Genomic DNA, 25,645 nt, shown 5'->3' with positions numbered 1-25,645 from the left:
AGCACGGAGAACGGGTGAAATCAGCGCGGTGGAGACAACCAAGTCCGGGAAGAGTGCGAATCGCTCGCGCCCCGCTCGTGTCCGCCGCTCGTGTCCGCTCAGCCCAGGCGCGTGCCGACCCAGTCGGCCAGCACCCGCGCGCACGCGTCCACTCCCTCGACCCACGTGGTGCCAGCGGAGTCGTCGGCCGGGTCGGAGACGTGCTTGACCAGCCGGGTCGGCACGCCCAGCGCCGCCCCCGCCGCGGCCACCGCGTACCCCTCCATGTCCACCAGGTCCGCGATCGACGCCAGGTGGTCACGCAGCGGACCGCCGGCCACGAAGCGGTCACCCGAGGCCAGCACCGGCGCGGCGCTCCCGCCGGGTTCAGTCAGCAGCGCGTGCGACGGCTCCGGCCTTACCGCACGGGCGGCCGAGAGGGTCAGCGGCGGCCCGTCGTGGCGGCCGGTGACCGCGTGGAGTCCGAGGTTGTCGAAGTCGTGCTGGAACACCGCCGCGATCTCGTGCGTGCCCCCCATGCCCTCGTGTAATCCGCCGGCGGTCCCCACGTTGACGAGCTCGCGCGGCCTGACCCCACCGCCGAGTGCGTGCGCGACGGCCAGTGCCGCCCGCACCTTGCCGACGCCGGTGACCAGGACGGGGAAGTCCGTGACGAAGTGACGGGCCTCCTGTTCCAGAGCCACCACGACGAGGGGGTGTGCCGAATCGACGGTTCCGAGGAGTTCCACGGGGTCCACGGTAGTCACCGCGTACGGCACCCCCCGACATCCGCTCCCGCGCCTGCGCACCCGCTGAATTCCCGCTCCCGGGGATGCACTCGCGCGTGAGCCGCGGTGCAGGCGCGAGTGCATCCCCGGGAGCGTATGGGCGAGCGAGGGGGCCGCGCCCGGGAGTCGGAGCGCGTCGTCCGGGTTTTCCCGTCCCGGCCCCGAGCCGCGCCTACGGTGAGAGCAGATGCCCACCGAACCCTCCCCGAGCCGATCCGATCCGAGCCCAGAGGTGATCGACGATGCCCGCGCCGTCTCCCACAACCGCTCTCCGGGCCGCGTCCCCGGAGGACCCGCCGCGGGGTCCCGCCGCCCACCGTGCAGCAACCCGCCGCGTGATGCTGACCTTCCCGGTGGTGGCCATGCTCGCGGCCGCCGGGTGCACAGGATCCGAGGACGAGCAGACCGGCGCCGAGGGCACCGGTGCCGAGCCGACGATCGTGGCCACCGTGACCCCTCCGGTCGAGACCTTCGAGCTGCCCCGGGAGGGGCAACCCGAGGACACGGTGCAGGACGAGCGCGCCGCGGCTGCCGGATTCGACCGCTCGAACTGCGCCACCGAGCTCTCCGGCCGGGCCATCGCCGACCAGACCATCGCCGGCACGGTGCAGGTCCGCGACGGGCAGACGTGTGTGCTGTCCGATCTGACCGTCGCCGGCGATATCGACGTCCACGTCGGCGGCCGCCTCGAGGCCCGCGACATCCGGGCCACCGGGGACATCGACGCCGAGGGCCACGCCTTTGTCCTGGTCTCGGGTGGCGAGGTGACGGGCTCGATCGAACTGGAGCGCGGCGGTGAGTCGCTCGTCGAGAACGTCCGGATCGGCGGCGACCTGGAATCGGAACAGAACTCCGGCACCCAACGCGTCGAGGGCAACACGATCGGCGGCGACCTCGAATGCCAGGACAACACCCGATCCCCGATCGGCGGCGACAACCAGGTCAGCGGCGAGCGACAGGGCCAGTGCGCGGGTCTGTGACCCGCCAGGTCACCGGCCGTGTCCCTCCGATGGTGCCCACCAGCGCGGGTCCGGCTGGCCGAGCGGTAGCCGCTCCACCACCTCGTGCCGGGCCCGGCCGCGAGGGCCCTCGCCGAGGAAGGAGTCGACCAACGCGATCTCGCCAACCGTCCAGGTGCTGCTGGTGAACGTGTCGAGAACCCTCAGCCACGCGGTGGCGTCGTCCCGGCCGCCGAGCCGCGCGAGCGTGAGATGAGGGCGGAACCGTGCTCCGTCGGGACCGCAGCCGGAGGCGTTCGCGGCCGACCGGGCTCCCGCGGCGAGGGCGTGCAGCGGTTGTCGTGCCCCACTCTCGCCCTCGGACTGCTGATCCACCCCCGCCCACAGCACCTTGGCCCGCTCGACCGAGGGGAACGCCCCCGCGCCGGACAGCCGCAGCCGGAACGGATCGTGCCTGCGGGCGAGCGCCCCGAGCCTGTCGACCAGGTCCTCGATGCGCCACTCGTCGACGGACGGACAGAAGGTCAGCGTGAGGTGCCACTGCGACGGGTCGGTCCACGTCAGACCCGGCCGGGGTTCGAGGAACCGCTCGAGTTCCTCGCGCACCTCCTCCGGCGGCATGACCGCGACGAACATCCGATGACCCATACGCGAACCCCTCCACTCGGCATCACACGGCGCGGCCTGCACAACAATCGGCTCGGCACTTACTCACCTCGCGACGTACTCACTTCACGCTGGCCCACCCCGCCCCTATCCACAAGCCCCGTGCACGAGATCTGAAGCGGTTCATCGTGGTCTGAGATCTGATCGGCTGGAAGTCGTGCGGTGGGGTTGGTCGTCACGCTCCTGTTCCGGGGGAGCTCCATGTCGTTGCGTCCCGAGTCAGGCTGGCGCCGCGCGGCGAAGAGGATACGATGGTGGTCATCACGGCGGTGGGGCTCGCCTTCAACTACGGCATTGATGCCGTCAACGGTCCCTGGTTTCAGTCTTGAGGCTGGTTGCTGCCGTGATTCTGCTCGACAGCCACCTCTCCGACCATCTCGGCTGGGCCTCTCCGCGCTGGGCGCCACTGGACGCCCACGGATAGAAAGTGGCAATGATGAGCGTCGATTTCTCCATCAAGGACCTGCAAGCCCTCGAGATCTTGGATTCTCGGGGCAACCCGACTCTGCGCGTGGACGTCCAGCTCGGCTCGGGCGCCACTGGCTGGGCTGGTGTCCCTTCAGGAGCTTCCACAGGCTCGAGGGAAGCGGTTGAGCTGCGCGACGGTGACCCGGAGCGCTTCGGAGGCAAGGGGGTCCGACGGGCGGTGGGTCACGTCGGCGGGGAGTTGCGGGACCTGGCCTGCTCGAGGCGGTGGTCCTCGCTGGCAGAGCTGGATGCGGCGATGACCACCGCCGACGGCACGGACAACAAGGCTCGACTCGGGGCCAATGCGATCGTCGGGATCTCGATGGCGGTGGCCCGGGCGGTGGCCGGTCCCGGAGAGCTGTTCGCCTCGCTGCGACCGGCCGGGGTGTCGCCGCGGCTTCCGGTACCTCACTTCAACGTCCTCAACGGCGGTGCGCACGCGGCCAACAACCTGGACTTCCAAGAGTTCATGATTGCCCCGATCGGCGCACCATCCTTCCCGGAGGCGGTTCGGGCCGGCGCGGGGGTCTATGCCGCGCTGCGCGGACTCCTCCAGGAGGCCGGGCACGCTACCGGCCTGGGCGACGAGGGCGGGTTCGCGCCACAGATCGACCGGCCGGAGGACGTGTTGACCCTGCTGGTGCGCGCAATCGAGGCCGCCGGCTACACCCCGGGCCGCGACGAGGTGGCCATAGCCCTGGACCCGGCGGCTAGCGAGTTCTACCGCGACGGCACCTACCGGGTGGCCGGGGAAAGCCTGTCCAGTGCGGAGATGATCGAACGGTACTCGCAGATCGTCACCGATTTTCCGGTGTGGTCTATCGAGGACGGTCTCGCCGAAGGCGACTGGGACGGCTGGACGGACCTGACCGGGCGACTCGGGGAGCGGGTGCAGCTGATGGGCGATGACATCTTCGTCACCAACCCGACGATCATTACCGAAGCGATCAGTCGCGGAGTAGGCAACTCGGCGCTGATCAAACTCAACCAGATCGGTACCGTCTCCGAGACCTTGGAAGCGATGCGAATCTGCCAGGACGGTGACTACACCCAGATGGTTTCCCACCGCTCCGGAGAGACAGAGGACAGTTTCATCGCCGACCTGACGGTTGCTACAGGGTGCGGACAGCTCAAGTCCGGCGCCCCGGCTCGCGGCGAACGCGTCGCCAAGTACAATCGTCTCCTCCAGATCGCTGCCAACCACCCTGAACTGCCGTACGGGTCGACAAGGGCCGAGCGGTGAGCCGCGTCCCGGATCGCCCCTGGCACGGAGTACCCACCGGATCGTTCCTCGTCTTCGGAGCGGTACCCGGCCAGGACCCCCATGTCGTTCGAGCTGCCGCAGCACTGGCCGACCGGATGCACACCAGCCTGGTGTGCGTGTGGACCGACCCGGCAAACATCATCATCAGACGCAACGGGGACGGATCCGTCGACACCGTCCCGATGGATCCCGACGGCGTGGACGACCCGAACCGCCCCACCGGAGACGAGATCCTCGTCGCCCAGCTCGAGACGGCGCTCGCGACCAGCCCCGTATCGTGGCGGTCCCACTACACCGACGGGACCCCGGCACGCGCGCTGCAGGAGACCGCCGAGGAACTCGACGCCGTCGCGATCGCAATAGGTACCCGCGAACCCGGGTTCGGTCACTGGGCGGCGGAGAAGATCGACGGGTCCGTCGCTGTGCGCCTGGCCCACCATCAGCACCGACCCGTCATCCTGATCCCCCGCCCTGACGATGGGCAGAGCGGGGAGCGTCCATGAGCCGCTCACTCCATCTGCACCCTGGGATGATCGCCCTCGTCGCTCTCGGCGGAGCCACCGGAACCCTGGCACGATGGGCGATGACCACCACGACGCCCGCCAATCACGGCTGGCCGATAGCGACCCTGACCGAGAACCTCGTGGGGGCGTTCCTACTCGGACTGCTACTGGAGACCCTCGTCCGGGCCGGCGACGAAACCCCTCCGCGGCGGATGATCCGACTCGGGCTCGGCACCGGCGTCCTGGGTGGATTCACCACCTTCTCCACCTTCGCCCTCGAGGTGGAGAGGCTTCTCTTCTCCGGTGAAGGCGGCCAGGCGATCGGCTATTTCGCGATCTCGCTCATCGGCGGTTTCCTCACCTGTCTGCTCGGCGTCATAGTGGCCAGCCGACATCATCGATGGCGCACCCGCCGTCTACCCGTTGATCCCGACCAGAGTTTCATCTCCGACCCCACCCGGCCTGGGAAGGACCGCCAGTGACCGTCGCACTCATCGCCATTTTCGGCGGGTTCGGGGCCGCCACCCGATTCGTGGTAGACGGCCTGATCAGAACTCGCTGGTCCAGCACGTTTCCCATCGGCACCGTCACCATCAACATCACCGGATCACTACTGATGGGCTTCCTCACCGGGGCGGCTGCCGCCGGGGCCGTCGGCGGCCGAGGACTTGAGGCAGCCACCATCGGCTTCTGCGCCGGCTACACCACCTTCTCCACCGCCATGGTGGAAACCGTGCGCCTGGTCCAGGGCGGGGACTATCGCAAGGCCGTACTCAACGCCCTGGGCACAGGAGTACTCGTCGTCGCAGCAGTAGCCGCCGGGCTCGCTCTTGCCGCGTACATCATGTGATCGCCCGCTGTTCCCACGAGCGCGACCAACGCCACCGCGCCGGGGAACCTCACACCGAGAGCCCGGCCTCCAGGGCCGCGTCGAGACCGGCGCGGTCGCCCGAGATCTCCAGCCCCGTTTCGTCGGCACCGACCCGGCCCCACAGCAGCAACGCGAGGGTCTCCGCGGAGCCTGTCACCTCGACCTCCGTGGCGCCGTCCGCGCCGGGAAGCAGCCACTCGAGGTCGGAACCGAGGGCGGTCGCCCCCACCGGCTCGGCGCCCGTCGCCAGACCCTCGGGAGCATGGAGGACGGCGTGGAGGCGGATCGTCACCGGGAGCGGGGGTCTCGTGGGGGCCGTCCGCGGGTGCACCGCGGTGCAGAACTCGTCGAGGGTGTCCGCTGCCACGTCCTCGGGCAGTGGTGTGGTGTCGGCGGGACCGCCCAGGGCGTGCTCGAGGTCCCAGCGGTGGACCGCGGTCTCGTGGAGCTGCCTCCGCAGCCAGAAGTCGGGACGGCCGGGAGCGGTGAAGGCCCAGACGGCGGTGTCGGGATCGGCCTCCGTGAAGGTCTCGATCATCTCCCCGGCGATGGCCGCGTACCAGTCGGCGAGAGCGGCCGCGCCGGCCGCAACCGGCGGGGCCGAGTCCTGCACCTCGCGCCTGCCGCCCGCGCGCGCGTCGGGGTCGGGACTCCGCACGGTCTGTCCACCCCACCAGTTGACGGCCCCGAGGTGGGCGACGAGGTCGTGCACCGACCAGTCAGGGCAGGAGGCCACCGGGGCGGCCAGATCGACGACCGCCGGGTCACCGCCCCCGGCGAGGGCGAACCGCACCAGACCGGCCTGGGCCTCCAGCGCGTCGAGCATCCGCTCCCGCGTCAGCCTGGCGCTCATACGCGCGTCGCCGCCTCGTTCGAGCCGATGGCTCCGCTGTCCCCGCTGCCCGCCCGGCGCCGGGTGAAGTCGATCTGCCGTCCCGCGTTGGACACCGCCACCACCGTGCCGGTGCCGAACACGCCGTCGCGGTCGAACAGTGACGCGGTCCCCACCGCCACACCGGCGTCGCTGAGGTGTTCGTCCGCCTCGATCCCGAGGTCGCCCGACCGGGGCAGACGGGCCAGGGCCAGGGTGAGGTCGGCGTTGATGAAGCCGATCCCGGCGTCGCCCCAGTGCGCCATGAGGCTGGTGGACTCGGCCAGGATCGCGGCCCGCTGGAACGGGGTCGCGTCCTCACCCTCGACCACGTCGAGCGGGTGATGCCAGAACTTCTTGCGCTGGTCGTTCTGGTGCGCTCCCATGTCGCGACTCCACGACTGCTGCTCCTCGCCACTGCCGAAGAACACGTTGGTCCCGGGCCGGGCCTCGTCGGGGTCCGCGTCGGCGGGCGCCTCGACCACCCGGTTCGACCGCCACACCTGCCCGGGCGGTTGCTCTCCACGGCGCAGCTGCACGAGGGTGGCGCGCGCGACCACCTTCTCCTCCTGGAGCAGCCGCACGTCCGCCACCCGGATGCGGTTGCCACTGCGGACCTCCTCCGTCACCGCCACGAGCGGTGCGGTGCGGACGGGGGCGAAGAGATCCACGGTGAGCCGGGAGGGCTGGAAGCCTGACGCCCCGTGCTCGGACTCGAGGGCGCGGGCAGCGGCCACCACCACGGCGGGACCGTTGACCATGGTGTCCGACCAGGCGCTGCGCGCGTACCTGGTGGGGATGTACGCCCCGGACTCGTCGAGGGTGAAGAAGGAACGCTCGCTCATCGTCTCAACCCACCATTCCGGCCGGGGTCCTGCGGGCTCCACCGGCGGACCAGGAGCGCAGCACGGCCGCGAGCTGCGTCTCGAAGTACTGCTCGGCGCTCGGCGAGTCCCGCCACACGCTGAGCTCCAGCGACACGACACCGTGCAGCGAGGCCCAGATCGCGGTGGCCGCCTCGTGCACGTCGGCGGCCCGGAAGATCCCCTCGTCCACCAGCGCGTCGACGATCTCCAGCAACGGCTCCCGCCACTGTGGGTCGCGGCGCTGTGGGTCGCGGCGGTCGGCGTCGGCCCGGTCCGCATCGACGCGGGGGGAGCGGACCGGCTCGGACACCACCAGCGCGTAGAGCCCCTGGTTGTCCAGCGCCCACCCGCGGTAGGCGCGGCATAGGGACCGCATGTCGGTCTCCACGCTGTCGTGGCGCAGCGCCTCCCGCAGCGCCTCGGCGAGCATGCGGTCCGCCTCGTCCGCGACGGCGGCCAGCAGTCCGGTCTTGCCTCCGAACATCGTGTAGATGGCCGTGGTGGAGGTGCCCTGGGACGCGGCCAACGGCCGCAAGCCGAGCTTCTCCGGGGCCGAGTCCCGGAGCCTGCGTGTGGCCTCCCGGAGGATCCCCGACCGCAGGGCCTCGTCGTACTGGGCGTGGGGCGGGGCGCCGGTGGCGGCGCGGGAGGGAGATCGGGTCACCCCGGCAGGGTACGACGACGATGTGATCATCGCGTGACAGCGCTGTGGCGTGTCCACCGGAACGCCGTGATCCCACCGGCATCACGCGGGACGGCCCGCGCCCGCCGGAATGCGTCGGACGCCGTGACAACGGTGTCCCACCTGCCATGACGGTGTTCTCGAGGACATACGCTGGGGCCATGCCCACTCTGCATCGTCACGACTCCGTCTTCGTCCTGCGCTTCAGCGAGCCGGAGGACCCGGCCGACGCCCCGGACAACGCCTTCGCCCCCGAGTTCCTGGACTCCCTCGATACCGCCCTGGGCGAGGTCGAGTCGTCCGAGGGCCCGGCCGCCCTCGTCACGACCGGAGCGGGGAAGTTCTATTCCAACGGTCTCGATCTGAGCGTGGTCGCCTCCGATCCCGCCGGCCTGCCCTCGTACGTCTCGCGGGTCCAGCGGGTGTTCGCGCGCATCCTCCGTCTGGAGCTGCCGACGGTGGCCGCGGTCAACGGGCACGCCTTCGGGGCCGGGGCCATGTTCGCGCTGTCCCACGACCACCGCGTCATGCGGGCCGACCGCGGTTTCTGGAATCTGCCCGAGGCGCAGCTCGGCATGCCGTTCCCCCCGGGGATGAACGCCCTCATCAGCACCCGCCTCGCCCATCCCGTCGCGAGCACGGCCATGCTCACCTCGAAGCGCTACCCCGCGGCCGAGGCGATCGCGGCCGGGATCGTCCACGAGTCGGCCGAGGCGGACGCGGTACTCGACCGTGCGGTGGCCGTGGCGGCGGAGCTGGCCCCGCTGCGGGGCGCGAACTACGCGGGCATCCGCACCGGCCTCGTCGCCGGCATCCTCCCGCACCTCGACGAGCCGATCACGCGGCTCTGAACGCCCGGGATCAACCGACACCCGGTTCGCAGACCCCTCCCCCAGTTGGCGGACACCCCTCCCCAGTTGGCGGACACGATAACGGCATTCGGCGGACAATTCTCGCGAGTTCGATGCCTCTAGTGATGAATTCCGTCCGCCAAACTGCCGGGGGGTGTCCGCCAACTGGGGGAGGGTGTCCGCCAATCGGGCGACGGCGGGGGCTGGGGCGCCACACTCGGGGGCATGACCACCCACCGAGGGGCCTGCGAATAGACCGAGGGCCCGCACCCCGTCTCCCCGGGATGCGGGCCCTCACACCGTCGTTCAGTTGGCGGCCGCGTAGGCCTCCATCACGTCGGCCGGGATGCGCCCACGATCGGAGACATCGAAGTTGTTGTTGCGTGCCCATTCACGAATGGCCTTGGTATCGCCCGAGGCGGTCTTGGCCGCGGCCTTTCGCGGGGACTTGCCCTTGCCGCCGGTCACGCGGTGACCGGCGTCGATGTACGGGGCCATGACCTCGCGGAACGCCTCTGCATTCTCGTCGCTCAGATCGATGGAGTATTCCTTGCCATCAAAGGCGAACGAGATGGAATTGGCCTCATCGCCCAGTTCCGTTCCGTCGATGTCGTCGATGTACCTCACCTGGAATTGCTGCGCCATTGATTCTCCCTAGCTAGGTGCGTCTTCTACTGTCCGACATTATGCACCAGTATTCGCAACTTATGCCTGATCACATTCGTCGCGCATTCCGGTTAGTGTATTAAGCGCCACTGATTCGACTCTTCACGGGCCGGTCAGGAGACCATTACAGGAGAATTCTCGGCATACAGGCGGACGATCAACTCGACGATCTCCGGGTGCGCCCCGAGGGGCGGGGACGTCAGGTCCGCGCCGGCCGCGGCGAGTTTGTCGGCGAAGAACCCGGGGGCCAGCAGGTGCGTCGCGACCGCCACCCGCCGGTGACCCTGTTCCCTGAAGCCTGCGACCGCCTCCGCGACGGTGGGGCTCGCCGCGGAGGCGAAACCGGCGGCCACCGGCACGCCCAGCACCCGGCCCAGGGCCGAGGCCATGGCGCGCGTCTCGGCCCGCGAGGACTCGTCCCGGCTTCCCGCCGCCCCCAGGACCACCGCGTCGGCGCCGAACGCCCCCACGGCGCCGGCCTCGGCGAGCCGCTGCACCAGTGCACGCACCAGCTCAGGATGGCCCCCGAGGTGGGTCGACAGTGCCACCGGCCCGGGGGCACCACCGCACGCGTCGCCGACGTCGTGGGTCACGTGGAAGCCGCGCGCGAGAAATGCCGGGACCACGACCGTGGGGGCGGCGTCGGCGAGGATGCGTTCCGGCCCCGGCGACTGGACGTCGACCCAGGCCAACCGGCAGTCCACCCCGTCGAGCCTCTTGCGGGTCTCCACCAGGACCCGGCCGAGTTCCCGGCGCCCCGTCGACGAGCGGGTCCCGTGTGCCACCAGCAGCAGTCGGGGCCGCTCCCGGCTCGGGTCGGTGGTGTGCGCGCTCGTCGTCATCCCCCGAGCATGCCGGATTCCGGATGCGACGCTCGGATCCCTCGACGAGACTGGGGTGATGGACGCCACAGTCGGACGCAGCGGGCGGTCCCGCTCCCCCTCCCCGCGGCGTCGGGCGCGGCCCGAGGTGACCGTGGACAACTACGAGGCCGTGTACGACTACTACGGCCCCGGCCGGCGACGGGACGGTTTCACCCACCCCCTGTTGGCCGTCGTCGGCGCACTGTACGGGCCACGGCTGCGGATCCCGCCCGAGACCGTGACCGAGCTGCACCGGCTGCACAACGCCGGGGTGGGGGTCATCGTGGCCGCCAACCATCCGTCCACACACGACCCGTTCGTGTTGGCCTCGGCCGTGTACGACAAGCGGGTCCGCTTCCTCGCCGCCGGCACCGGCCTGACCAAGGACCCGCTCTTCCGCGGGCCGCTGCGGCCGGTGTTCGAGTACACGGGCACGGTGCCGGTGTTCCGGGCCAAGAACTACGTGGGCACGGCGCGAGAGGTGCACGACGCGGCGGCGGCCCGGCTCATCGGGCTGTGCGTGGACCGGCTGACCTCGGGCGGGGTGGTCCTGACGTTCGTGGAGGGCACCAACTCCTCGGCGGACGATCTGCGCACGCTGCGGCTGGACTCGGTCAAGAAGGGGGTGGGTCAGATGGTCCGCGGGGTCCGCGAGGCGGCAGGGGCGGTGGCGGTCCTGCCGATCGGGCTCGTCTACCGGGGCCGGGAGCACGTCCGGACGCCGCCACGCCACCCGGTGGTGGCCGCGGGCCCGCTCGCACTGTGGGAGGGCCCCGGGCCCGCGCCGACCGTCGACGAGGTGCGCGGCGTGGTGCGGGACGGCATCGACGACGCTCTCACCGAGGCCTGGCGCTAGCGGCTCAGGCTCCTCCGTCGATCACCCCGGGGACGATCTCGAACGTCACCCCGGCGGCCTCGAGCTCCCGCGCCCGGTCCGCCAGCGAGTCGGCCGCGGCGATCCGCACCACCCCGTGACCGGCGGCGGAGCGGGCGGCCAGCAGTCCGGCCACCCGATCGGCGGGCAGAGCTGCTCCGACCTCGATCACCTCGACGTCGTCGTCGATCTCCGCCAGGAGGCCCGGATCGGCCGCGCCGTCCACCACCAGCACGTCCGCGGCGTGGACGAGGCGCCGGGCACGGACGGTGAGCAGGTCACCGTCGCCGCTCCCGCCGACCAGGACCACCCAGCCCGCCTCGGGGCGGCGCCGCGCGCGCAGTCCGGCCGGCGCGGTGGCCAGGGACCGCGCCACGTGACGCCCGACCCGGACAGACCGGCGCGGGTCCGCGGAGTCCACGGCGATCCGGACGAATCCGGCCGGCGTCGCGACCGCGGTGCGTGCGGGGACCCGGGCCGAGCCGAGCGCGGCGTCGCCGGCGGTCACGCACCAGATCCGCCGCTGCTCGCACAGCGAGGCCACCTCGGCGTCGACCGCCGGATCGCCGGTGGCGACGTGCACCATCCAGGGGGTGTCCAGGTCGGCGGGACGGAAGTGCCGGTCGACGACGACGAGGTGGTCACCCTCCCGCGCCGCGAGGGCCGCCATCGCCGGGTCCACGCGAGGGGCCACGACCCGGACGAGGGCGCCGGCCTCGAGGAAGGTCTGGGCACGGCGGACCGAGACGGGGCCCGCGCCCACCAGCAGCACCTCGCGAGCGGACAATCCCACCGTCAGGGGCAGACCGTCCAACGCGGGTGCCGCCGGCCGCTCGACCGCGGGGGCGGGGTCGGCGAACGCGATGGTCACAGGTGGATGCCGCACTCGGTCTTTGAGGAACCGGCCCAGCGACCCGAGCGCGGATCCGCTCCGGCTTCGACGCGGTGGGTGCACGGCTCACAGCCTATCGACGGGAAGCCGTCGTCGAGCAACGGATTGAGCAGGCAGCCGTGCTCCTCCGCGTAGGCGTGGACACGTTCCAGGGTCCAGGCCACGAGCGGGTTGATCTTGATCATCGAGTGCTTCTCGTCCCACTCCACGATCGCCGCACCGGCACGATGGTCGGTGTCCACGCGGCGCAGACCGGTGATCCACGCCTCGTACCCGGACAGGGCGGCGTCCAGCGGCTCCACCTTGCGCAGGCGGCAGCACAGCTCGGGGTTCGTCTCGAACGGCCGCGGCCCGAGCGCGGCTTCGTGCTCCTCACGGCTCGCGGGGCTGCGCACGTCCACCACGTTCAGACCGGGCGTGGAGGCGAGCGCGTCCCGGACCCCGACGGTCTCCGAGAAGTGGTAGCCGGTGTCGAGGAAGAGCACGTCGACGCCCGGCGCGTACTGCGCGGTCATCTCCGGCACCACGGTGTTGGCCATGGAGCAGGCCACGGCCAGTGCGTCCCCGAAGGTCTCGCCCGCCCAGGCCAGGACCTCGGCGGGGTCGATCTCACCGTGACGGCCGTAGAGGCCGCGGTCGTCGAAGCGGTGGGCCGCGTCGTCGGCGATCGCCTTGAGTTCCTCTGTGGTCCGCCGCCGGCCGGGGCCGGGGGTCAGGACCGTGCTGCGGGGCAGCAGATCCAGAGCTACAGCGGTCATACGAGCACCTCCTCGTCCACCCGGTGCGCCCACTCGGCGAAGGTCTCGCCGTTCTCACCGGTCTCCGTGTACTTGCGGATCACGCGCTCCACGTAGTCGGGCAGCTCGGCGGAGGGCACGCGGAGCCCGCGGACCGTGCGGCCGAGCCCGCCGTTCTCCTGGTCCTCCGAGGCCAGGCCGCCACCGAGGTGGACCTGGAACCCCGGGGTGTCGCCGTCCAGCAACTGACCCTTGAGCCCGATGTCGGCGGTCTGGATGCGCGCACAGCTGTTGGGGCAGCCGTTGAGGTGGATCGACAGCGGCGTGCGCAGCGGCGCGTCATCGGCGAAGCGCTGCTCCAGCTCGCCGATCAGCGCGGTGGCGGTGTCCTTGGTGTCGACAAAGGCGAGCTTGCAGAACTCGATGCCGGTGCACGCCATGGTGGCGCGGCGGAACGAGCTGGGGCGGGCGTGCAGCCCGATCGCGGCCAGTCCCTCGACCAGCTCGTCGACCTTGGCCGGCTCGACGTCCAGCACGAGGAGCTTCTGATGCGGGGTGAAGCGGACCCGGTGCGAGCCCGCGGCCTCGGCGAGGTCGGCGACCTGCGCCAGCTTCTCGCCGCCCACCCGGCCGACGGTGGGGGCGGCCCCCACGTAGTAGCGGCCGTCCTTCTGCTCGAAGATCCCGACGTGGTCGCCCGAACCCACGCCCCGCTCCGGCGCGGGGCCGTCCGGGAGCTCACGGCCCAGGTACTCGTCCTGGAGGACCTGACGGAACTTCTCTGCGCCCCAGTCCTTGATGAGGAACTTGAGCCGGGCGCGGGTGCGCATACGGCGGTAGCCGTAGTCGCGGAAGATGCCCACCACCCCGGCCCAGACCTCGGCGGCCTCGGACTCGCGGACGAACACGCCGATGCGGGTGGCCAGCTGCGGGTTGGTGGACAGCCCGCCGCCCACCCAGAGGTCGTATCCCGGGCCGAGCTCGGGGTGCTCGACGCCCACCAGCGAGATGTCGTTGATCTCGTGGACCACGTCCAGGCTCGGGTGGCCCGTGATGGCGGACTTGAACTTGCGCGGCAGGTTGGAGAACTCCGGCGTGCCGATGTACTTGGCCTTGATCTCCTCGATCACCGGGGTCGGGTCGAGGATCTCCGACTCGGCCACGCCGGCCACCGGGCTGCCGAGGATCACGCGCGGGCAGTCGCCGCAGGCCTCGACGGTGTCGATCCCCACATCCTCCAGCCGCTGCCACACCTCGGGCACGTCCTCGATGGCGATCCAGTGGTACTGGATGTTCTGCCGGTCGGAGATGTCCGCGGTGCCGCGGGCGAAGTCGGTCGAGATGCCCGCGAGCACGCGCAGCTGATCGGTGGTCACCGCGCCGCCGTCGGTACGCACGCGCATCATGAAGTACTCGTCCTGCAGCTCGTCGGCCTCGAGCTTGGAGGTCCGGGTGCCGTCCAGGCCCTGCTTTCGCTGGGTGTAGAGGCCCCACCAGCGCATCCGACCCGACAGGTCGTCGGGCGGGATGGAGGCGAAACCCTCCTTGGAATAGGTGTCGAGGATCCGCTGACGCACGTTGAGCGCGTCGTCGGTGAGCTTGAACTCCTCATTGTGGTTGAGGGTGAGCTTGCCGTCGACCTTCCACTGGCCCTGCGGCTTGGGGGCGCGCGCGGGACGGGCGGGGCGGGAGGGGGCGTCAGTACCGGTCATGGAGGCGACAATAGGTGAAAACAGACCAGTCTGTCTAACAAGGGGGGCCTAACCCCGCCCACGACGTCCGGAGACTCCCGAGGGCGGCGACCGAGAGAGGATAGTTGTTTCTTCACCAATGCCCGACATGCGTGCTGACGGGCTCAATTTTCCCTTAACGCCCCGCTCTCCGCTGCACTGCGGTAGCGCACTACCGGACTCGGCCGTACCTTCGGGCTTGTAGCCCCACACGCCGTGGGGTGCCCGACACGAAAGGACACACCATGTTCTCTGAATTCTGGGCCAACCTCGCCTCCGGCTCCGCCGAACTCCTCCCCGACACCGGCACCGGCTCGGCGGCCATCGACGGCTTCCTCGCCCTGCCCTCCTATGTCCTCGGCACCCTCGCCGGCGGCGCGGCGCTCTTCGGCTCCTGAGCCTGACTCGGCACGCCCCGGTGGTCCGCCACCGGGGCGTCTCGCATTTCACGGAGACCCCAACGGCGCTCTTCGCGACAGCGCTCGGGTGCCGGTGGTCTCACATCCCGCAGAAGTCGAGCCAGGTGTCGACCTCGCGGCGGGCCTGTTCCCTCCCGAGGACGTAGGCCTCCGCGAGACGATCCACCCTGCGCTCGTAGCTGCGGATCATCACCCGGTGCGGGCGGAAGACCAGCGCGTCGCCGGACTCCTCCAGCGCCTCGATCTCGTCGAGGGTCTCGTTGTAGAGCGCCCACCGGTGCTGGAGCGCCTCCCCCACCGCCGGGAACCTCCGGAAGTACGAACGGTAGAACGGCGTCAGCCGCCGCGGCGGGATCTTCCGGTAGCCCTCCGGTTGGGTCAGCACCACCAGCAACTTCTCGTAGCCGGCCTCCTGCGCCGCCGAGAGCGGGATCCCGCCGTCATGGCCCAGGGCCCCGTCCACGTAGTACTCGCCGTCGATCAACACCGGCGGCATCCACACGGGCATGGTCGAGGACGACCTGACCATCCGCATGAGATCCGGCATGCCAGCGGTGTCCTCCTCTGTCCAGAACACGGTGGCGCCGTCCGAACACCGGAACGTCCCGATCCTCGCGGCCGAACCGCTGCCCGCGAACGTGTCGAAGTCATACGGCAACACCTGATCCGGTAGACCGGTCTGCTCGTATATGTACTCCGCGTTGAACAGCCCCTTGCCGCGGGCGAAGCTTCGCCAGTCCCCGAAGTTGGGATCCGCGGCCAGTTCCACGAAGCTCTTCCGGGCCCGGACCCCGTCACGGGAGAGGTAGTTGGCCACGTGAGAGGCGCCCGCCGAGATCCCCGCCGCCATCCCCGCGTGGATGCCGGCATCGATCAGGGTCTCCACGACCCCCGCCGTGTGCACCGCCCGCATACCCCCGCCCTCGAACAGGACGGCGACATCCGGAGCAGTGGGGGACAGATCGGTCACGACACCAGGGTAGGGCTCATCGCCTCGGCGACGGTGATCGGATACCGTCTCCGGGGTGAGCGCCGTCACCGACTTCATCGTGTCCATCAACGACGTCTACTGGTACGGGGTGATCGCGCTCCTGGTGGGCGCCGGCCTGTACTTCTCGGTCACCACCCTGATCGTCCAGATCCGGATGTTCCCGGAGATGTTCAGGGCCATTCTCGAGAAGCCATCGGACATCGAGAAGGACAAGAAGGGCATCTCCGCCTTCCGCGCCTTCACCATCTCCGCCGCGTCCCGCGTGGGCACCGGCAACGTCGCGGGCGTCGCGATCGCGATCACGGTCGGCGGGCCGGGCGCGGTGTTCTGGATGTGGCTGCTGGCGATCATCGGTGGCGCCACCGCGTTCGTCGAGTCCACCCTCGCGCAGCTGTACAAGGTCAGGGGCAAGGACTCCTACGTCGGTGGCCCCGCCTACTACATCCGCGACGGGCTGGGCTGGAAGCCGCTGGCCGTCGCGTTCGCCGTCATCATCACCGTCACCTACGGATTCGTCTTCAACGCGGTCCAGGCGAACTCCATCGCGCAGTCCGTGCGCAACCAGTTCTCGCTCGAGGGCTTCGGCCCCGGCCTGGTCATCGGGATCGTGCTCGCCCTCGTCGTGGGCGTCGTCATCTTCGGCGGCATCCGGCGGCTCTCCGCGGTCACGGAGATCCTGGTCCCGGTGATGGCTGTGGCGTACATCCTCGTCGCCCTCGTCGTCGTCGCCCTCAACATCTCCGAGGTCCCGGGGATGATCTCCCTCATCGTGGGGCACGCGCTCGGCCTGCGCGAGGTCGCGGGCGCCGCCGTCGGCGCGGCCATCATGCAGGGCATGCGCCGCGGATTGTTCTCCAACGAGGCCGGCATGGGCTCGGTTCCCAACGCCGCGGCCACCGCGTCGGTCTCCCACCCCGTCAAGCAGGGCCTGGTCCAGGCACTCGGCGTCTACTTCGACACCCTCATCGTGTGTTCGGCCACGGCGTTCATCATCCTGCTGGCCAATCCGGACTTCGGTGGCGAGCGCGAGGGCATCACGCTCACCCAGGACTCGCTGGCCGCCTCGGTCGGCGACTGGGGCGTGCCCTTCCTCATGGTGGTGATCTTCTTCCTCGCGTTCTCCTCGATCCTGGGCAACTCGTACTACGGCGAGGCCAACATCACCTTCCTGCGCGGAAATCCCGCCGCGCTGCGGACATTCCGCGTGCTGGTCATACTCGCCGTCCTCGGCGGCAGCCTGGGTTCGGTCGATCTCATCTGGAACCTCGCCGACCTGTTCATGGGCGTCATGGCCACCATCAACCTCATCGCGATCATCCCGCTCGGCGGACTCGCGGTGGCGCTGCTGCGGCACTACCTGCAGCAGCGGGCCCAGGGCCACAACCCGGTGTTCCACCGCGACGACCTGCCCCAGGCGCGGAACGTCTCCTCGTGGGACGGCTCCGACCCGATGACCCACCAGCACGTGGCCGACGAGGCCCGTGACGTCGAACCCGAGGCGTGACGCCGCAGCACCCCGCGACCGGGGGGACGGCGATTCACCGACGATTCGCCGCCCTGCCCAAGGCGCACCTGCACGTGCACCTCGAGGCGGCGATGCGCGAGGAGACACTGCGACAGTGGTGCGCCGAGGACGGAGCGGAGGTCCCACCGCTCGTCGAGTTCCCCGACTTCACCCGTTTCCTCGACGCCTACGGCCTACTCATCTCGCTGCTGCGCACTCCTGAGCGGGTCGAGCGGCTGCTCGACGAGGTGGTGGCCGATTCCGCGGCCCAGGGAGTCGTGGCGCTGGAGTTCGCCTCCATCCCGGAGAAGGCCGCCGCCTTCGGCACGGCCGGGGACGCCCTGGAGTTCATCACCCGCGCCGCCGCCGACGCCGGTCGACGCCACGGGGTGTGGACGGGTGCGATCGTGAGCATCGACCGGGGGGCCGGCCACGGGCACGCGATCGAGGCGGCCCGCCTGGCGGCCCGGTTCGCCGACCGCGGGGTGGTGGCCGTGGGTCTCGTGGCCGACGAGCGGGGCAATCCCGTGGCCGACGCGGCCGAGGCGTTCGCGATCGCCCGCGACGCCGGTCTCGGGGTGGTTCCGCACGCCGGCGAGCTGGCCGGGCCGGAGGAGGTGCGGTCCGCGCTCGACCTGGGCGCCGACCGCATCCAGCACGGCGTCCGGGCCATCGAGGACCCACGTGTCGTCGGGCTACTCGCCGAGCGCGGTACCTGTCTGGACGTCTGCCCGAGCTCGAATGTGATCCTGGGCGTGTACCCCTCGCTCGAGGAGCATCCTCTGCCCACCCTGCTCGACGCCGGGGTCCGCTGCTCGATCGGCGCCGACGACCCCCTGCTCTTCGGCGTCGACGTGGTGGACGAGTACGTGTTGGCCCACGAACGCATGGGGATCACCCACACGCGTTTGGCCGACGTCGCACGGACGTCGGTCGAGTCCTCGTTCGCGCCCGCCGAACTCAAGCGCGACGCCCTGGCGGGGATCGACGCCTGGGCACGGTCCGTACCCGGCTGAACCCCAGCGACTCGGGTGAACCCCCGCGAGTCTGCTGAACCCCCGCGCTCAGGCGCCTCGGCGGATCCTGTCCGCGGCGAGGATCATCGGCACCTGCAACGGCAGGCGGCCCCACGCGATCGCCTGGTACGGCCACACGGGCTTGCGGCGCCAGGCCCGCACCATCTGCAGGTTCCCCGGCAGGACGCCCACGAACAGCGCCACAGCCACCGCTCCACCGAGGGCCCGGGTCCGCGGCACCGCCAGCAGACCCGCGACGGCCATCTCCGCGACTCCGGAGCCGTAGGTCCACGCGCGGGCACTGCCGGGCAGCTCCGGCGGGATCAGCCCGTCGAACGGACGGGGCGCCACGAAGTGCAGCGCGCCCATCGCCCCCAGCGCGGCGGGCATGGACCAGTACCGGACTACTTCTGCGGTGTCGTTTCCCATTCGCCCGAGACTACGGTCCCCCGCGCCGTAGCGAGCACCTCACCGGATCTGCGGTAGCACCCGCTCCCCGAGAAGCCGCAGCGACTCCCACCCGGCCTCCACCGGCATCCCACCGCACAGTGGGTGGCCGGCGATCAGGCCCAGTTCCCCGGCACGGACCCGGCGGACCAGTTCCTCAGGGGTCGCCACCACGTACACGCCCTCCGCGCGCAACTGCTCGACCGATCGGGCGTCGGAGTGGACGAAGGAGCTGCGGCCGGGCCCCATCTGCCAGGCACGATAGGCCTCCGCGTCGGCGAGGAGATACCGGCCGTACCGGTCCCAGAACTCGTCGGGGTCCCACGCGCAGAACACCGCGGCGGGGCCGGGGACCGGGGCCACGACGAGGCCCGGTTCGTGCCCGTGCGCGCGACACTCGGCGCGATACAGCTCGGTGAGCGTCGGATCGTCGAGCTGCGGCTGGAAGTGCATCCCCAGGCGCCCGGCCCGCCTGGCGGCCGCTCCCCCGCCACCGAGGAAGACCAACGGGTACGGATCGGAGAACGGCCTCGGGGTCACGGATGCCCGACTCGAACCGTCCGCCGGATCCTCGCCGACCGGCTCCCCCGCCCACGCCGAGAGCATCGCCTCCAGTTGCCGCTCGAACCGCATCCCGCGCCCCCGCCACTCCCGGGAGTGCATCGCGTACTCGACCGGTCGGTATCCGAGCCCGAACGTGAAGCTCACCCGCCCCGACGCCACGTGGTCGAGCACCGCGATGTCCTCGGCGAGCCGGACCGGGTCGTACAGCGGTGCGACCAGCGCCCACACCGCGATCTGGATCCGCTCGGTCACCGCAGCGACAGCAGATGCCGCGATGAGCGGCGACGGGAGATATCCGTCCTCGGAACCGTGGTGTTCGGAGAGGTTGACGGCGTCCTGACCCGTCTCCTCGGCGTACCGTGCCATCTCGAGCGCCGCCCGGTAGCGATCCCTCCGCTCGGCTGCGTCCGCCCCGGGCGCCCGGAAGTCGAACCGTGTGACGACGTAGGCCATCAGACGCGCGCCATGAGACAGCGCGCCATCAGACGGCCGTGCCGGCGCGGGAGTCGGCCAGGACCGAATACGCCGTGCCCCGTTCGTCCCGCTCCCACCAGGTGTCGTCGCCGCCACGGGCGCCGCCCACGCCGTCCTTGATCAGCTCGCGCTTGAGGATCTTGTTGGTCGCGGTGGTGGGGAGCGCCTCGGAGACCCGGACCCAGCGCGGCCACGCCTTGGGAGAGAGATCGGGCTGGGAGGCCAGGAACTCCTCGAGACCTGCGGGGTCGAGTTCGCTGTCGTGCCGGACCACCACGGCCGCGGCGAGCTGGTCGCCGACGCCCCGAGGGTCGGGCAGTCCGTAGACCGCCACCCGGGAGACCGCGGGATGCCGGAGGAGGATCTCCTCGACGATGCCGGCCGCCATGTTCTCCCCGTCGACCCGCAGCCAGTCCCCGCTGCGACCGGCCATGTACACGTTTCCGTCCGCGTCGCGGTAGGCCAGGTCGCCGGACCAGTACATTCCGTCCCGCATGCGATCGGATGTGGCTTGCTCGTTGTTGTAGTAGCCGGCGAAGAAGCCGGCACCCTCGGTGTTGACCAGCTCGCCCACGCACTCGTCGAGATTGGCCACCGCTCCGGTGTCGTCGAATATCGCGCGGGGACACTCGGTCACCGTCACCGGGTCGTACACCGCGACCCCCGGGAACGGTTCGCCGATGGACTCGAGTGGCGAGTTCTCGGTCCGGACGATGATGATCGCGAGTTCCGTGGAGCCGTAGGCGTCCCGCACGGTGCAGCCGAACCGCTCGGCGAACGCGGGGATGTCCTTGGCCGCGGCCTCGTTCCCGAAGGCCGCCCGAAGTGTGGTTTCGGCGTCGTCCGGGCGAGCCGGGGTGTCGAGTATGTACGCGAGCGGTTTACCGACGTAGTTCATGTACGTGACCCCGTACCTGCGGATGTCGTCGCCGAAGCGGGTCGCACTGAAGCGGCGGGCGAGCACCATGGTGGCGCCCACGGCGATCGCGGGCGAGAAGCCACTCATGATGGCGTTGGAGTGGAAGAGCGGCATGGACAGGTACAGCACGTCATCGGCAGTGAGCTCGAAGGACGGCGCGAGCGCCTCGCCCGACATGGTGACCGTGAAGTTGCCGACCTGCACGGCCTTGGGATCCCCGGAGGTCCCGGAGGTGAAGATGAGCATGAACGGGTCGCCGGCATCGACCGCCGGAGGATCGGCCGGCGGCTCCGACTCTGCGACCGTGGCCGCCCACTCGTCAGAGTCCGTGTCGATGACACTGACATCGCCCAGGTCCAGCCCGTCGAGTAGCGGCGCGAGTTGCGAGTCGGTGAGCAGGACCTGGCAGTCCGCGCGACGGATGTCACGGGCCAGCCCCTCTCCTCGCCGGGTGGCATTGATGCCTGCCACGACGAAGCCGCCGAAGGCGCCGGCGGCGAGCGCGTAGAGCATCTCCGGGGTGTTCTCCAGGAGCGTCCCCACGTGCCGCGGCAGCGAGTCGTCGAGCATCGCCTCGAGGGCTCCGGCGCGCCGCTCGGCGGCGGAGACGTACTCGCGCCAGGTCACGGTGAGGTCGTCGTAGCGGATCGCCGGCGAGTCGGAGTCGGCGTGACGGCGGAGTTGTTCGCGAACGGTGTCGGCCATGGTGGTCCTCGGGGACGCAGGGGTGGTGTGATCTGGATCATAACCAGACAGGCTGACACTCGTCAGGAAAGTTCGAGAGGCGGCCGCCCCGCGACCGCTGAGCCCTTCCGATCGGACCTGAATTCCCGTGCAGTGATCCCCCACCAGCGGCGGGCGTACTGACTGAACGTCGTCACATCGTCCAGGGCCAGGGCCGAGGCGATCTGATAGAGGGGGATCTCTGTGGTGGCCAGCAGTCGGGCGGCCACGTCGCGACGCACCTCGTCCCGGATCGAGGAGAAGGTCGTGTTCTCGGCGGTCAGCTGTCTCTGCAGCGTGCGCGGGGACACCGAAAGGAGTTCGGCGACCCCGGCGAGCGTCGAGGTCCCGGTGTCGAGGGACCGCAGGAGCAGGGCCCTGGTCCTCTCGGCGTAGGTCTGGTCCCGCGAGGGACCGTGCTGCTCCAGATAGCTCAACGCGAGCTCATGGGCCATCAGGTCACCGCCCGTGATCTCCCGGCCGAGGAGCACGGCGGGCACGCGCAACATCGCCGCCGACGCGAGCGGCCTCGCCGGAGCTCCGAAGAGCGCCCGGTAGCGACCCGGGTCGGTGCTCAGAGGATTCGGGAGCTCGACCGACAACAGTCCGTAGTCTCCTCCGAGGAGGGTGAACATGGACCGGTGGAGGAAGAGCAGGACCATGTCGACAGCCTGGGGCGGCAGCGCGGCCGCGTCGTCACGGTAGCCGAACCGCACCCCCAGCACACCGGGGTCGTCCTCCGGATCAGGGACGACCGTGATCTCGAGTGAGCGGGCGTGGAAGAACAGGTACTTGGAGGTCATCTCCAACGCCCGGGTGGTGGTGGGAGCATGCCGGATGGCCGCGGCCACGGGGCCGAGCAGCCCCAGGTCCTGCCGCAGCGCCACCCGCAGACCGAAATCGGGGCAGCGCAACTCGACGGCCGTCGTCTCGAGGAGTAAACCGATCGCGAGATCCTGCACCAGGATCTCGTCGCTGTCGAGCGCACCATCCGGCAGGCCACAGCGCAGTGCCAGTTCGTCAGCGTCGCCTCCGAGCGCGTCGATCACCGCCCTGACACCTCGCAGACCTGCCGAACGTACGTAAGCCACACCAGAACCCTTCGCTAGATGGCGCGATAGAGCAACCTCTTGGCGCGATCCGGCAATTTTTCGGCCGGGATCGGGACTATCGTCGCCCATATGACAGCCTCTGCTGACCGCCGCCCTCCGGCCGGCACCCTCGAGAACCCGCTGGATCTACTGATCGTCGGCGCCGGCATCTCGGGTATCGACCTGGCCCACCACGTCCGCAACGCGTTCCCCCGCTGGTCGTGGGAGATCCACGACGCCCATGACGACCTGGGCGGCACCTGGCACACCTTCCGGTATCCGGGAATCCGCTCGGACTCGGACATGGCCACATTCGGCTTCCCGTTCCGCCCCTGGCCCCACGAGTCGACCCTCGGACAGGGCGACGAGATCAAGGAGTACATCCGGGACACGGCGCGCGACTGCGGGGCACTGGAGCGCCTGCATCTGGGTTCGTGGATCAGTAACGCGGACTGGCGCAGCGAGAAGGGCCTGTGGCAGGTCACGAGCGTCCGGACCGAGAACGGGGCCTCCACCGAGCGCACGGTATGGACCCGCCGCGTCCACTTCGGCTCCGGCTACTACTCCCACTCGGAGGGCTTCCGGCCCGACTTCCCCGGCGAGGAGGAGTTCACCGGCGAGATCATCCATCCCCAGCTCTGGCCGGAGGACGTCCAGTACGCGGGACGCAGGTTCATCGTGATCGGGTCCGGTGCCACCGCCGTCACACTCGTCCCGGCACTGGAACACCTCGGTGCCGACGTCACGATGCTCCAGCGCACCCCGAGCTATGTCGCCCCGCTCCCGGAGAAGGACATCATCAGCGCGGTGTGGAAGAGCGTCCTCCCGTCGTCGCCGGCGTACCGGGCCGCCCGGTTCACCCACGGTGCCCGCGACATGGTCCAGTTCCTGATCGCGCAACGTCTCCCCTGGGCCTTCAAGCAGGGGTTGCGCGCCATGCAGCGCCGCTACATCTCCAGTGACCAGATCGCCGAGCACTTCACACCGACCTACAAGCCCTGGGACCAGCGGGTGTGCAAGGCGCCTGACGGTGACATCTTCCGGGCGCTGCAGCGCAATGCGCGTGTGGTGACCGGGCACATCGACACCTTCACCGACCGCGGCATCCGGCTGGAATCGGGCGCCGAGCTCGAGGCCGACGTCATCGTCACCGCCACCGGGCTGGAGCTCGAGGCGTTCGGCGGTGGCACCCTGAGCATCGACGGCCGGGAGCTGGCCCCCGGCGACCAGACCACCTACCGCGGCATGATGCTCGCCGGCGTGCCCAACTTCAGCTTCACCGTGGGCTACGTCAACGCCTCCTGGACCCTGCGCGCGGACATGGTGTCGCGGTACATGGTCAAACTCTGGCGCGCCGGGGAGAAGAGCGGGGAGCGGATCTATGCGCCGATTCCGCCCGAGACCCCGGGGAATCGACCGCTGTTGGACCTCGATGCCGGTTACGTCCGGCGGGGCGCACACCGCTTCCCCCGGCAGGGCACCGACCGTCCATGGACGTACGTACAGAACTACCTCACGGAGCTGCCGGAATTGACCTTCGGCGACCAACGCCGGGACATGGCCTTCGGCGACAAGATCAGGCTGGGGGCCGTCCGATGAGCCGTCGCATCCTCATCACCGGCGCCGCGTCGGGGCTGGGACTCGCCCTCGCCCGCGAGTACCTCGCGGCCGGGGACGAGGTCATCCTCACCGACGTCCACGCGGAGACCCCACCCACCGTGAGTGGCCTCACCGGCCACTGGAGCTACCTGAAGCTCGACGTGACCGACGACGACGACTGGGCCGCCGCCGTGCGGGTCGTCGACCCCCTCGACATCCTCATCAACAACGCCGGCATCGCGGTCGGCGGCCGGCTGGACTCCACCTCGATGGAGACGTGGAAGCGCATCGTGGACATCAACCTGCTCGGCGTGGTCCGCGGGTGCAAGGCGATGGTCCCGAAGCTCGGGCGCGGCGGCCGGGTGGTCATCACCGCCTCCGCCGCAGGTCTGGTGCACGCGCCGCACATGGGCGCCTACAACGCGACCAAGGCCGCGGCGGTCGCGCTGGCGGAAACCCTCGACGCGGAGCTGCGGCCCCGCGGGATCTCCACGTCCGTCATCTGCCCGCTGTTCTTCAGGTCCGGCCTCGCCGACTCGCTCTCCGGCGACGACCCGCAGGCCGATCAAGCGGCGCGGACACTGCTCGCCAAGACGCCGCTGACGTCGGAGAAGGTGGCCGCCCGGTCGATCCGTGGGATCAATGCTCGGCGACTCGTCATCACCCCGGACGCGCTGAGCACCTTCACGTGGTATTCCAAACGATTCAGCCGGGTTCCCTACCTGGCCGGGACCCGCCTCATCGGCCGGGTGGTCGACCGTCGGAGCTGAGCGACGGTCGACACCGACCCGCCCACAGGCGGGACAGTGATTTCTCAGTCACTCGCGCTGGGTTTTGCCCACGTGGATACATAACAGCTTCTTCATATGCATGGCGTGGCAGCCCTGGAATGTCGCTCACATAAGGGTTTGATGTTTCCGCCTCGCCGCCATCGGAGAAATAGTTTTCAGCGCGTAGTGCGGTGGATTAACTCCGCACTTTTTTCAGCGGACCCTCCGGGCGACAAGTCAGAAAAGTGCTGGTCACTGCTGTTCGAGTAGTCGAATCACGCATCAATTCTTGGTTTTCAGCTACTCCTACACACTGCCAAGGAAGAGAAATTACGCAGGTTCGACCGATTTTGAGAATCAGTGGCTTCGTTGCAATTCCTCTTTCTTAATGCATACTGGGGATAAGGAATTCTGCTCGAGCGCCCCTCCACGCTTGCAACGTTGAAGATCCCTCCTGCACGACCCTCGGCACCACCCCTCGCGAGAACCCTCGCTACACCCCTCAGCACGACCACACGTAAGTGGGAAAACATGATATCGGTGCACGCACCTACACACTCACGCTCTCTGCGACGTTGGCTGGTGGCGGGCGTCGCAC

The 25,645-nt window shown here is 69.9% G+C and carries 27 protein-coding genes; 12 read left to right on the top strand and 15 right to left on the bottom strand.

Annotated features, from left to right (window positions below; translation table 11 throughout):
• Positions 1-98 precede the first annotated feature (98 nt).
• Positions 99-728 carry a nucleosidase gene (locus NJE57_RS12585; protein ID WP_319028781.1) on the bottom strand — a complete coding sequence of 210 codons (630 nt, stop codon included), beginning with the start codon at positions 726-728 and terminating at the stop codon, positions 99-101.
• A gap of 281 nt (positions 729-1,009) precedes the next feature.
• Between NJE57_RS12585 and NJE57_RS12580 the strand changes: the two genes are divergently transcribed.
• Positions 1,010-1,747, top strand: a complete 738-nt coding sequence (locus NJE57_RS12580) for a hypothetical protein (RefSeq protein WP_319028780.1) — start codon at positions 1,010-1,012, stop codon at positions 1,745-1,747.
• Between the two features lie 9 nt (positions 1,748-1,756).
• Here NJE57_RS12580 and thpR read toward each other — a convergent pair whose 3' ends face one another.
• Positions 1,757-2,374, bottom strand: coding sequence for an RNA 2',3'-cyclic phosphodiesterase (thpR, locus tag NJE57_RS12575; protein ID WP_319028779.1), 618 nt, complete (start codon positions 2,372-2,374; stop codon positions 1,757-1,759).
• 451 nt (positions 2,375-2,825) lie between these two features.
• On the opposite strand from thpR, the gene eno reads away from it, so the two are divergent.
• The 4 genes from eno to NJE57_RS12555 are packed head-to-tail and all read left to right on the top strand — an operon-like array spanning position 2,826 to position 5,477.
• Complete coding sequence (gene eno / locus NJE57_RS12570; protein WP_319028777.1) at positions 2,826-4,103, top strand: phosphopyruvate hydratase; 1,278 nt, start codon at positions 2,826-2,828, stop codon at positions 4,101-4,103.
• Positions 4,100-4,627, top strand: a complete 528-nt coding sequence (locus NJE57_RS12565) for a universal stress protein (protein ID WP_319028776.1) — start codon at positions 4,100-4,102, stop codon at positions 4,625-4,627. Before eno ends, NJE57_RS12565 begins: the two co-directional genes overlap by 4 nt.
• Positions 4,624-5,109: a CrcB family protein gene (locus NJE57_RS12560; RefSeq protein ID WP_319028775.1), complete on the top strand. Its 486-nt coding sequence runs from the start codon at positions 4,624-4,626 to the stop codon at positions 5,107-5,109. The genes NJE57_RS12565 and NJE57_RS12560 overlap by 4 nt, the downstream gene beginning before the upstream one ends.
• On the top strand, positions 5,106-5,477 hold the full coding sequence (locus tag NJE57_RS12555; RefSeq protein WP_319028774.1) for a CrcB family protein: 372 nt from the start codon (positions 5,106-5,108) through the stop codon (positions 5,475-5,477). The genes NJE57_RS12560 and NJE57_RS12555 overlap by 4 nt, the downstream gene beginning before the upstream one ends.
• A 49-nt stretch (positions 5,478-5,526) precedes the next feature.
• On the opposite strand, the gene NJE57_RS12550 is transcribed toward NJE57_RS12555, so the two are convergent.
• From NJE57_RS12550 to NJE57_RS12540, 3 genes are read right to left on the bottom strand one after another with little or no spacing between them, the layout of a single operon-like run.
• A complete protein-coding gene (locus tag NJE57_RS12550) occupies positions 5,527-6,351 on the bottom strand; it encodes a maleylpyruvate isomerase family mycothiol-dependent enzyme (protein ID WP_319028773.1) in 825 nt (274 codons plus the stop codon).
• Entirely contained in the window at positions 6,348-7,214 is an 867-nt protein-coding gene (locus NJE57_RS12545) for an acyl-CoA thioesterase domain-containing protein (protein WP_319028772.1), read from the bottom strand. The genes NJE57_RS12550 and NJE57_RS12545 overlap by 4 nt, the downstream gene beginning before the upstream one ends.
• Before the next feature lie 4 nt (positions 7,215-7,218).
• Positions 7,219-7,899, bottom strand: coding sequence for a TetR-like C-terminal domain-containing protein (locus NJE57_RS12540; protein WP_319028771.1), 681 nt, complete (start codon positions 7,897-7,899; stop codon positions 7,219-7,221).
• A 179-nt stretch (positions 7,900-8,078) separates the two neighbouring features.
• On the opposite strand from NJE57_RS12540, the gene NJE57_RS12535 reads away from it, so the two are divergent.
• A complete protein-coding gene (locus tag NJE57_RS12535) occupies positions 8,079-8,768 on the top strand; it encodes an enoyl-CoA hydratase/isomerase family protein (protein WP_319028770.1) in 690 nt (229 codons plus the stop codon).
• A 306-nt stretch (positions 8,769-9,074) separates the two neighbouring features.
• On the opposite strand, the gene NJE57_RS12530 is transcribed toward NJE57_RS12535, so the two are convergent.
• Positions 9,075-9,413, bottom strand: coding sequence for an Lsr2 family protein (locus NJE57_RS12530; RefSeq protein ID WP_319028769.1), 339 nt, complete (start codon positions 9,411-9,413; stop codon positions 9,075-9,077).
• 134 nt (positions 9,414-9,547) lie between these two features.
• Positions 9,548-10,276, bottom strand: coding sequence for a sirohydrochlorin chelatase (locus NJE57_RS12525; protein ID WP_319028768.1), 729 nt, complete (start codon positions 10,274-10,276; stop codon positions 9,548-9,550).
• 58 nt (positions 10,277-10,334) lie between these two features.
• Between NJE57_RS12525 and NJE57_RS12520 the strand changes: the two genes are divergently transcribed.
• Positions 10,335-11,153, top strand: coding sequence for a lysophospholipid acyltransferase family protein (locus tag NJE57_RS12520; protein ID WP_319028767.1), 819 nt, complete (start codon positions 10,335-10,337; stop codon positions 11,151-11,153).
• A gap of 4 nt (positions 11,154-11,157) precedes the next feature.
• Here the strand turns inward: NJE57_RS12520 and NJE57_RS12515 are convergent, their stop codons facing one another.
• Genes NJE57_RS12515 through NJE57_RS12505 form a run of 3 tightly spaced genes read right to left on the bottom strand, consistent with a single transcriptional unit; the run spans position 11,158 to position 14,512 of the window.
• A complete protein-coding gene (locus NJE57_RS12515; protein ID WP_319028766.1) occupies positions 11,158-12,042 on the bottom strand; it encodes an NAD(P)-dependent oxidoreductase in 885 nt (294 codons plus the stop codon).
• Positions 12,039-12,821: a phosphoadenylyl-sulfate reductase gene (locus NJE57_RS12510; RefSeq protein ID WP_319028765.1), complete on the bottom strand. Its 783-nt coding sequence runs from the start codon at positions 12,819-12,821 to the stop codon at positions 12,039-12,041. Before NJE57_RS12510 ends, NJE57_RS12515 begins: the two co-directional genes overlap by 4 nt.
• Positions 12,818-14,512 (bottom strand): nitrite/sulfite reductase, encoded by a 1,695-nt coding sequence (locus NJE57_RS12505; RefSeq protein WP_319028764.1) that lies wholly within the window; start codon positions 14,510-14,512, stop codon positions 12,818-12,820. The genes NJE57_RS12510 and NJE57_RS12505 overlap by 4 nt, the downstream gene beginning before the upstream one ends.
• Before the next feature lie 263 nt (positions 14,513-14,775).
• Here NJE57_RS12505 and NJE57_RS12500 point away from each other — a divergent pair, with 263 nt between their 5' ends.
• Positions 14,776-14,928 carry a hypothetical protein gene (locus NJE57_RS12500; RefSeq protein WP_319028763.1) on the top strand — a complete coding sequence of 51 codons (153 nt, stop codon included), beginning with the start codon at positions 14,776-14,778 and terminating at the stop codon, positions 14,926-14,928.
• Positions 14,929-15,028: 100 nt separating this feature from the next.
• Here NJE57_RS12500 and NJE57_RS12495 read toward each other — a convergent pair whose 3' ends face one another.
• Complete coding sequence (locus NJE57_RS12495) at positions 15,029-15,919, bottom strand: patatin family protein (protein WP_319028762.1); 891 nt, start codon at positions 15,917-15,919, stop codon at positions 15,029-15,031.
• 55 nt (positions 15,920-15,974) lie between these two features.
• Here NJE57_RS12495 and NJE57_RS12490 point away from each other — a divergent pair, with 55 nt between their 5' ends.
• Both NJE57_RS12490 and add read left to right on the top strand, forming a co-directional pair.
• Positions 15,975-17,444 carry an alanine/glycine:cation symporter family protein gene (locus NJE57_RS12490; protein ID WP_319028761.1) on the top strand — a complete coding sequence of 490 codons (1,470 nt, stop codon included), beginning with the start codon at positions 15,975-15,977 and terminating at the stop codon, positions 17,442-17,444.
• A complete protein-coding gene (add, locus tag NJE57_RS12485) occupies positions 17,441-18,460 on the top strand; it encodes an adenosine deaminase (protein WP_319028760.1) in 1,020 nt (339 codons plus the stop codon). Before NJE57_RS12490 ends, add begins: the two co-directional genes overlap by 4 nt.
• A gap of 48 nt (positions 18,461-18,508) precedes the next feature.
• Here add and NJE57_RS12480 read toward each other — a convergent pair whose 3' ends face one another.
• From NJE57_RS12480 to NJE57_RS12465, 4 genes are all read right to left on the bottom strand, one after another.
• Entirely contained in the window at positions 18,509-18,889 is a 381-nt protein-coding gene (locus NJE57_RS12480; RefSeq protein ID WP_319028759.1) for a hypothetical protein, read from the bottom strand.
• 39 nt (positions 18,890-18,928) lie between these two features.
• Positions 18,929-19,924, bottom strand: a complete 996-nt coding sequence (locus NJE57_RS12475; RefSeq protein ID WP_319028758.1) for an LLM class flavin-dependent oxidoreductase — start codon at positions 19,922-19,924, stop codon at positions 18,929-18,931.
• 28 nt (positions 19,925-19,952) lie between these two features.
• Positions 19,953-21,569 (bottom strand): AMP-binding protein, encoded by a 1,617-nt coding sequence (locus NJE57_RS12470; RefSeq protein ID WP_319028757.1) that lies wholly within the window; start codon positions 21,567-21,569, stop codon positions 19,953-19,955.
• A gap of 62 nt (positions 21,570-21,631) precedes the next feature.
• On the bottom strand, positions 21,632-22,678 hold the full coding sequence (locus NJE57_RS12465) for an AraC family transcriptional regulator (RefSeq protein ID WP_319028756.1): 1,047 nt from the start codon (positions 22,676-22,678) through the stop codon (positions 21,632-21,634).
• A gap of 90 nt (positions 22,679-22,768) precedes the next feature.
• Here NJE57_RS12465 and NJE57_RS12460 point away from each other — a divergent pair, with 90 nt between their 5' ends.
• Both NJE57_RS12460 and NJE57_RS12455 read left to right on the top strand, forming a co-directional pair.
• Positions 22,769-24,277 carry an NAD(P)/FAD-dependent oxidoreductase gene (locus NJE57_RS12460; RefSeq protein WP_319028755.1) on the top strand — a complete coding sequence of 503 codons (1,509 nt, stop codon included), beginning with the start codon at positions 22,769-22,771 and terminating at the stop codon, positions 24,275-24,277.
• A complete protein-coding gene (locus tag NJE57_RS12455) occupies positions 24,274-25,047 on the top strand; it encodes an SDR family NAD(P)-dependent oxidoreductase (RefSeq protein WP_319028754.1) in 774 nt (257 codons plus the stop codon). Before NJE57_RS12460 ends, NJE57_RS12455 begins: the two co-directional genes overlap by 4 nt.
• Positions 25,048-25,645: the final 598 nt, after the last annotated feature.

The organism is Dietzia sp. PP-33 (assembly GCF_033790845.1).
Lineage (GTDB): Bacteria > Actinomycetota > Actinomycetes > Mycobacteriales > Mycobacteriaceae > Dietzia.
Note: the sequence above shows the minus strand (reverse complement) of the source record. Positions and strands in the feature narration are given on the sequence as shown.

Coding starts and splice junctions, on each gene's coding strand:
- NJE57_RS12480 (WP_319028759.1), bottom strand. CDS start 18,889: ATGGGAAACGACACCGCAGAAGTAGTCCGGTACTGGTCCATGCCCGCC.
- NJE57_RS12470 (WP_319028757.1), bottom strand. CDS start 21,569: ATGGCCGACACCGTTCGCGAACAACTCCGCCGTCACGCCGACTCCGAC.
- NJE57_RS12525 (WP_319028768.1), bottom strand. CDS start 10,276: ATGACGACGAGCGCGCACACCACCGACCCGAGCCGGGAGCGGCCCCGA.
- NJE57_RS12455 (WP_319028754.1), top strand. CDS start 24,274: ATGAGCCGTCGCATCCTCATCACCGGCGCCGCGTCGGGGCTGGGACTC.
- NJE57_RS12500 (WP_319028763.1), top strand. CDS start 14,776: ATGTTCTCTGAATTCTGGGCCAACCTCGCCTCCGGCTCCGCCGAACTC.
- NJE57_RS12460 (WP_319028755.1), top strand. CDS start 22,769: ATGACAGCCTCTGCTGACCGCCGCCCTCCGGCCGGCACCCTCGAGAAC.
- NJE57_RS12530 (WP_319028769.1), bottom strand. CDS start 9,413: ATGGCGCAGCAATTCCAGGTGAGGTACATCGACGACATCGACGGAACG.
- NJE57_RS12560 (WP_319028775.1), top strand. CDS start 4,624: ATGAGCCGCTCACTCCATCTGCACCCTGGGATGATCGCCCTCGTCGCT.
- NJE57_RS12520 (WP_319028767.1), top strand. CDS start 10,335: ATGGACGCCACAGTCGGACGCAGCGGGCGGTCCCGCTCCCCCTCCCCG.
- NJE57_RS12510 (WP_319028765.1), bottom strand. CDS start 12,821: ATGACCGCTGTAGCTCTGGATCTGCTGCCCCGCAGCACGGTCCTGACC.
- NJE57_RS12550 (WP_319028773.1), bottom strand. CDS start 6,351: ATGAGCGCCAGGCTGACGCGGGAGCGGATGCTCGACGCGCTGGAGGCC.
- NJE57_RS12505 (WP_319028764.1), bottom strand. CDS start 14,512: ATGACCGGTACTGACGCCCCCTCCCGCCCCGCCCGTCCCGCGCGCGCC.
- eno (WP_319028777.1), top strand. CDS start 2,826: ATGATGAGCGTCGATTTCTCCATCAAGGACCTGCAAGCCCTCGAGATC.
- NJE57_RS12475 (WP_319028758.1), bottom strand. CDS start 19,924: ATGGCCTACGTCGTCACACGGTTCGACTTCCGGGCGCCCGGGGCGGAC.
- NJE57_RS12580 (WP_319028780.1), top strand. CDS start 1,010: ATGCCCGCGCCGTCTCCCACAACCGCTCTCCGGGCCGCGTCCCCGGAG.
- NJE57_RS12545 (WP_319028772.1), bottom strand. CDS start 7,214: ATGAGCGAGCGTTCCTTCTTCACCCTCGACGAGTCCGGGGCGTACATC.
- thpR (WP_319028779.1), bottom strand. CDS start 2,374: ATGGGTCATCGGATGTTCGTCGCGGTCATGCCGCCGGAGGAGGTGCGC.
- NJE57_RS12535 (WP_319028770.1), top strand. CDS start 8,079: ATGCCCACTCTGCATCGTCACGACTCCGTCTTCGTCCTGCGCTTCAGC.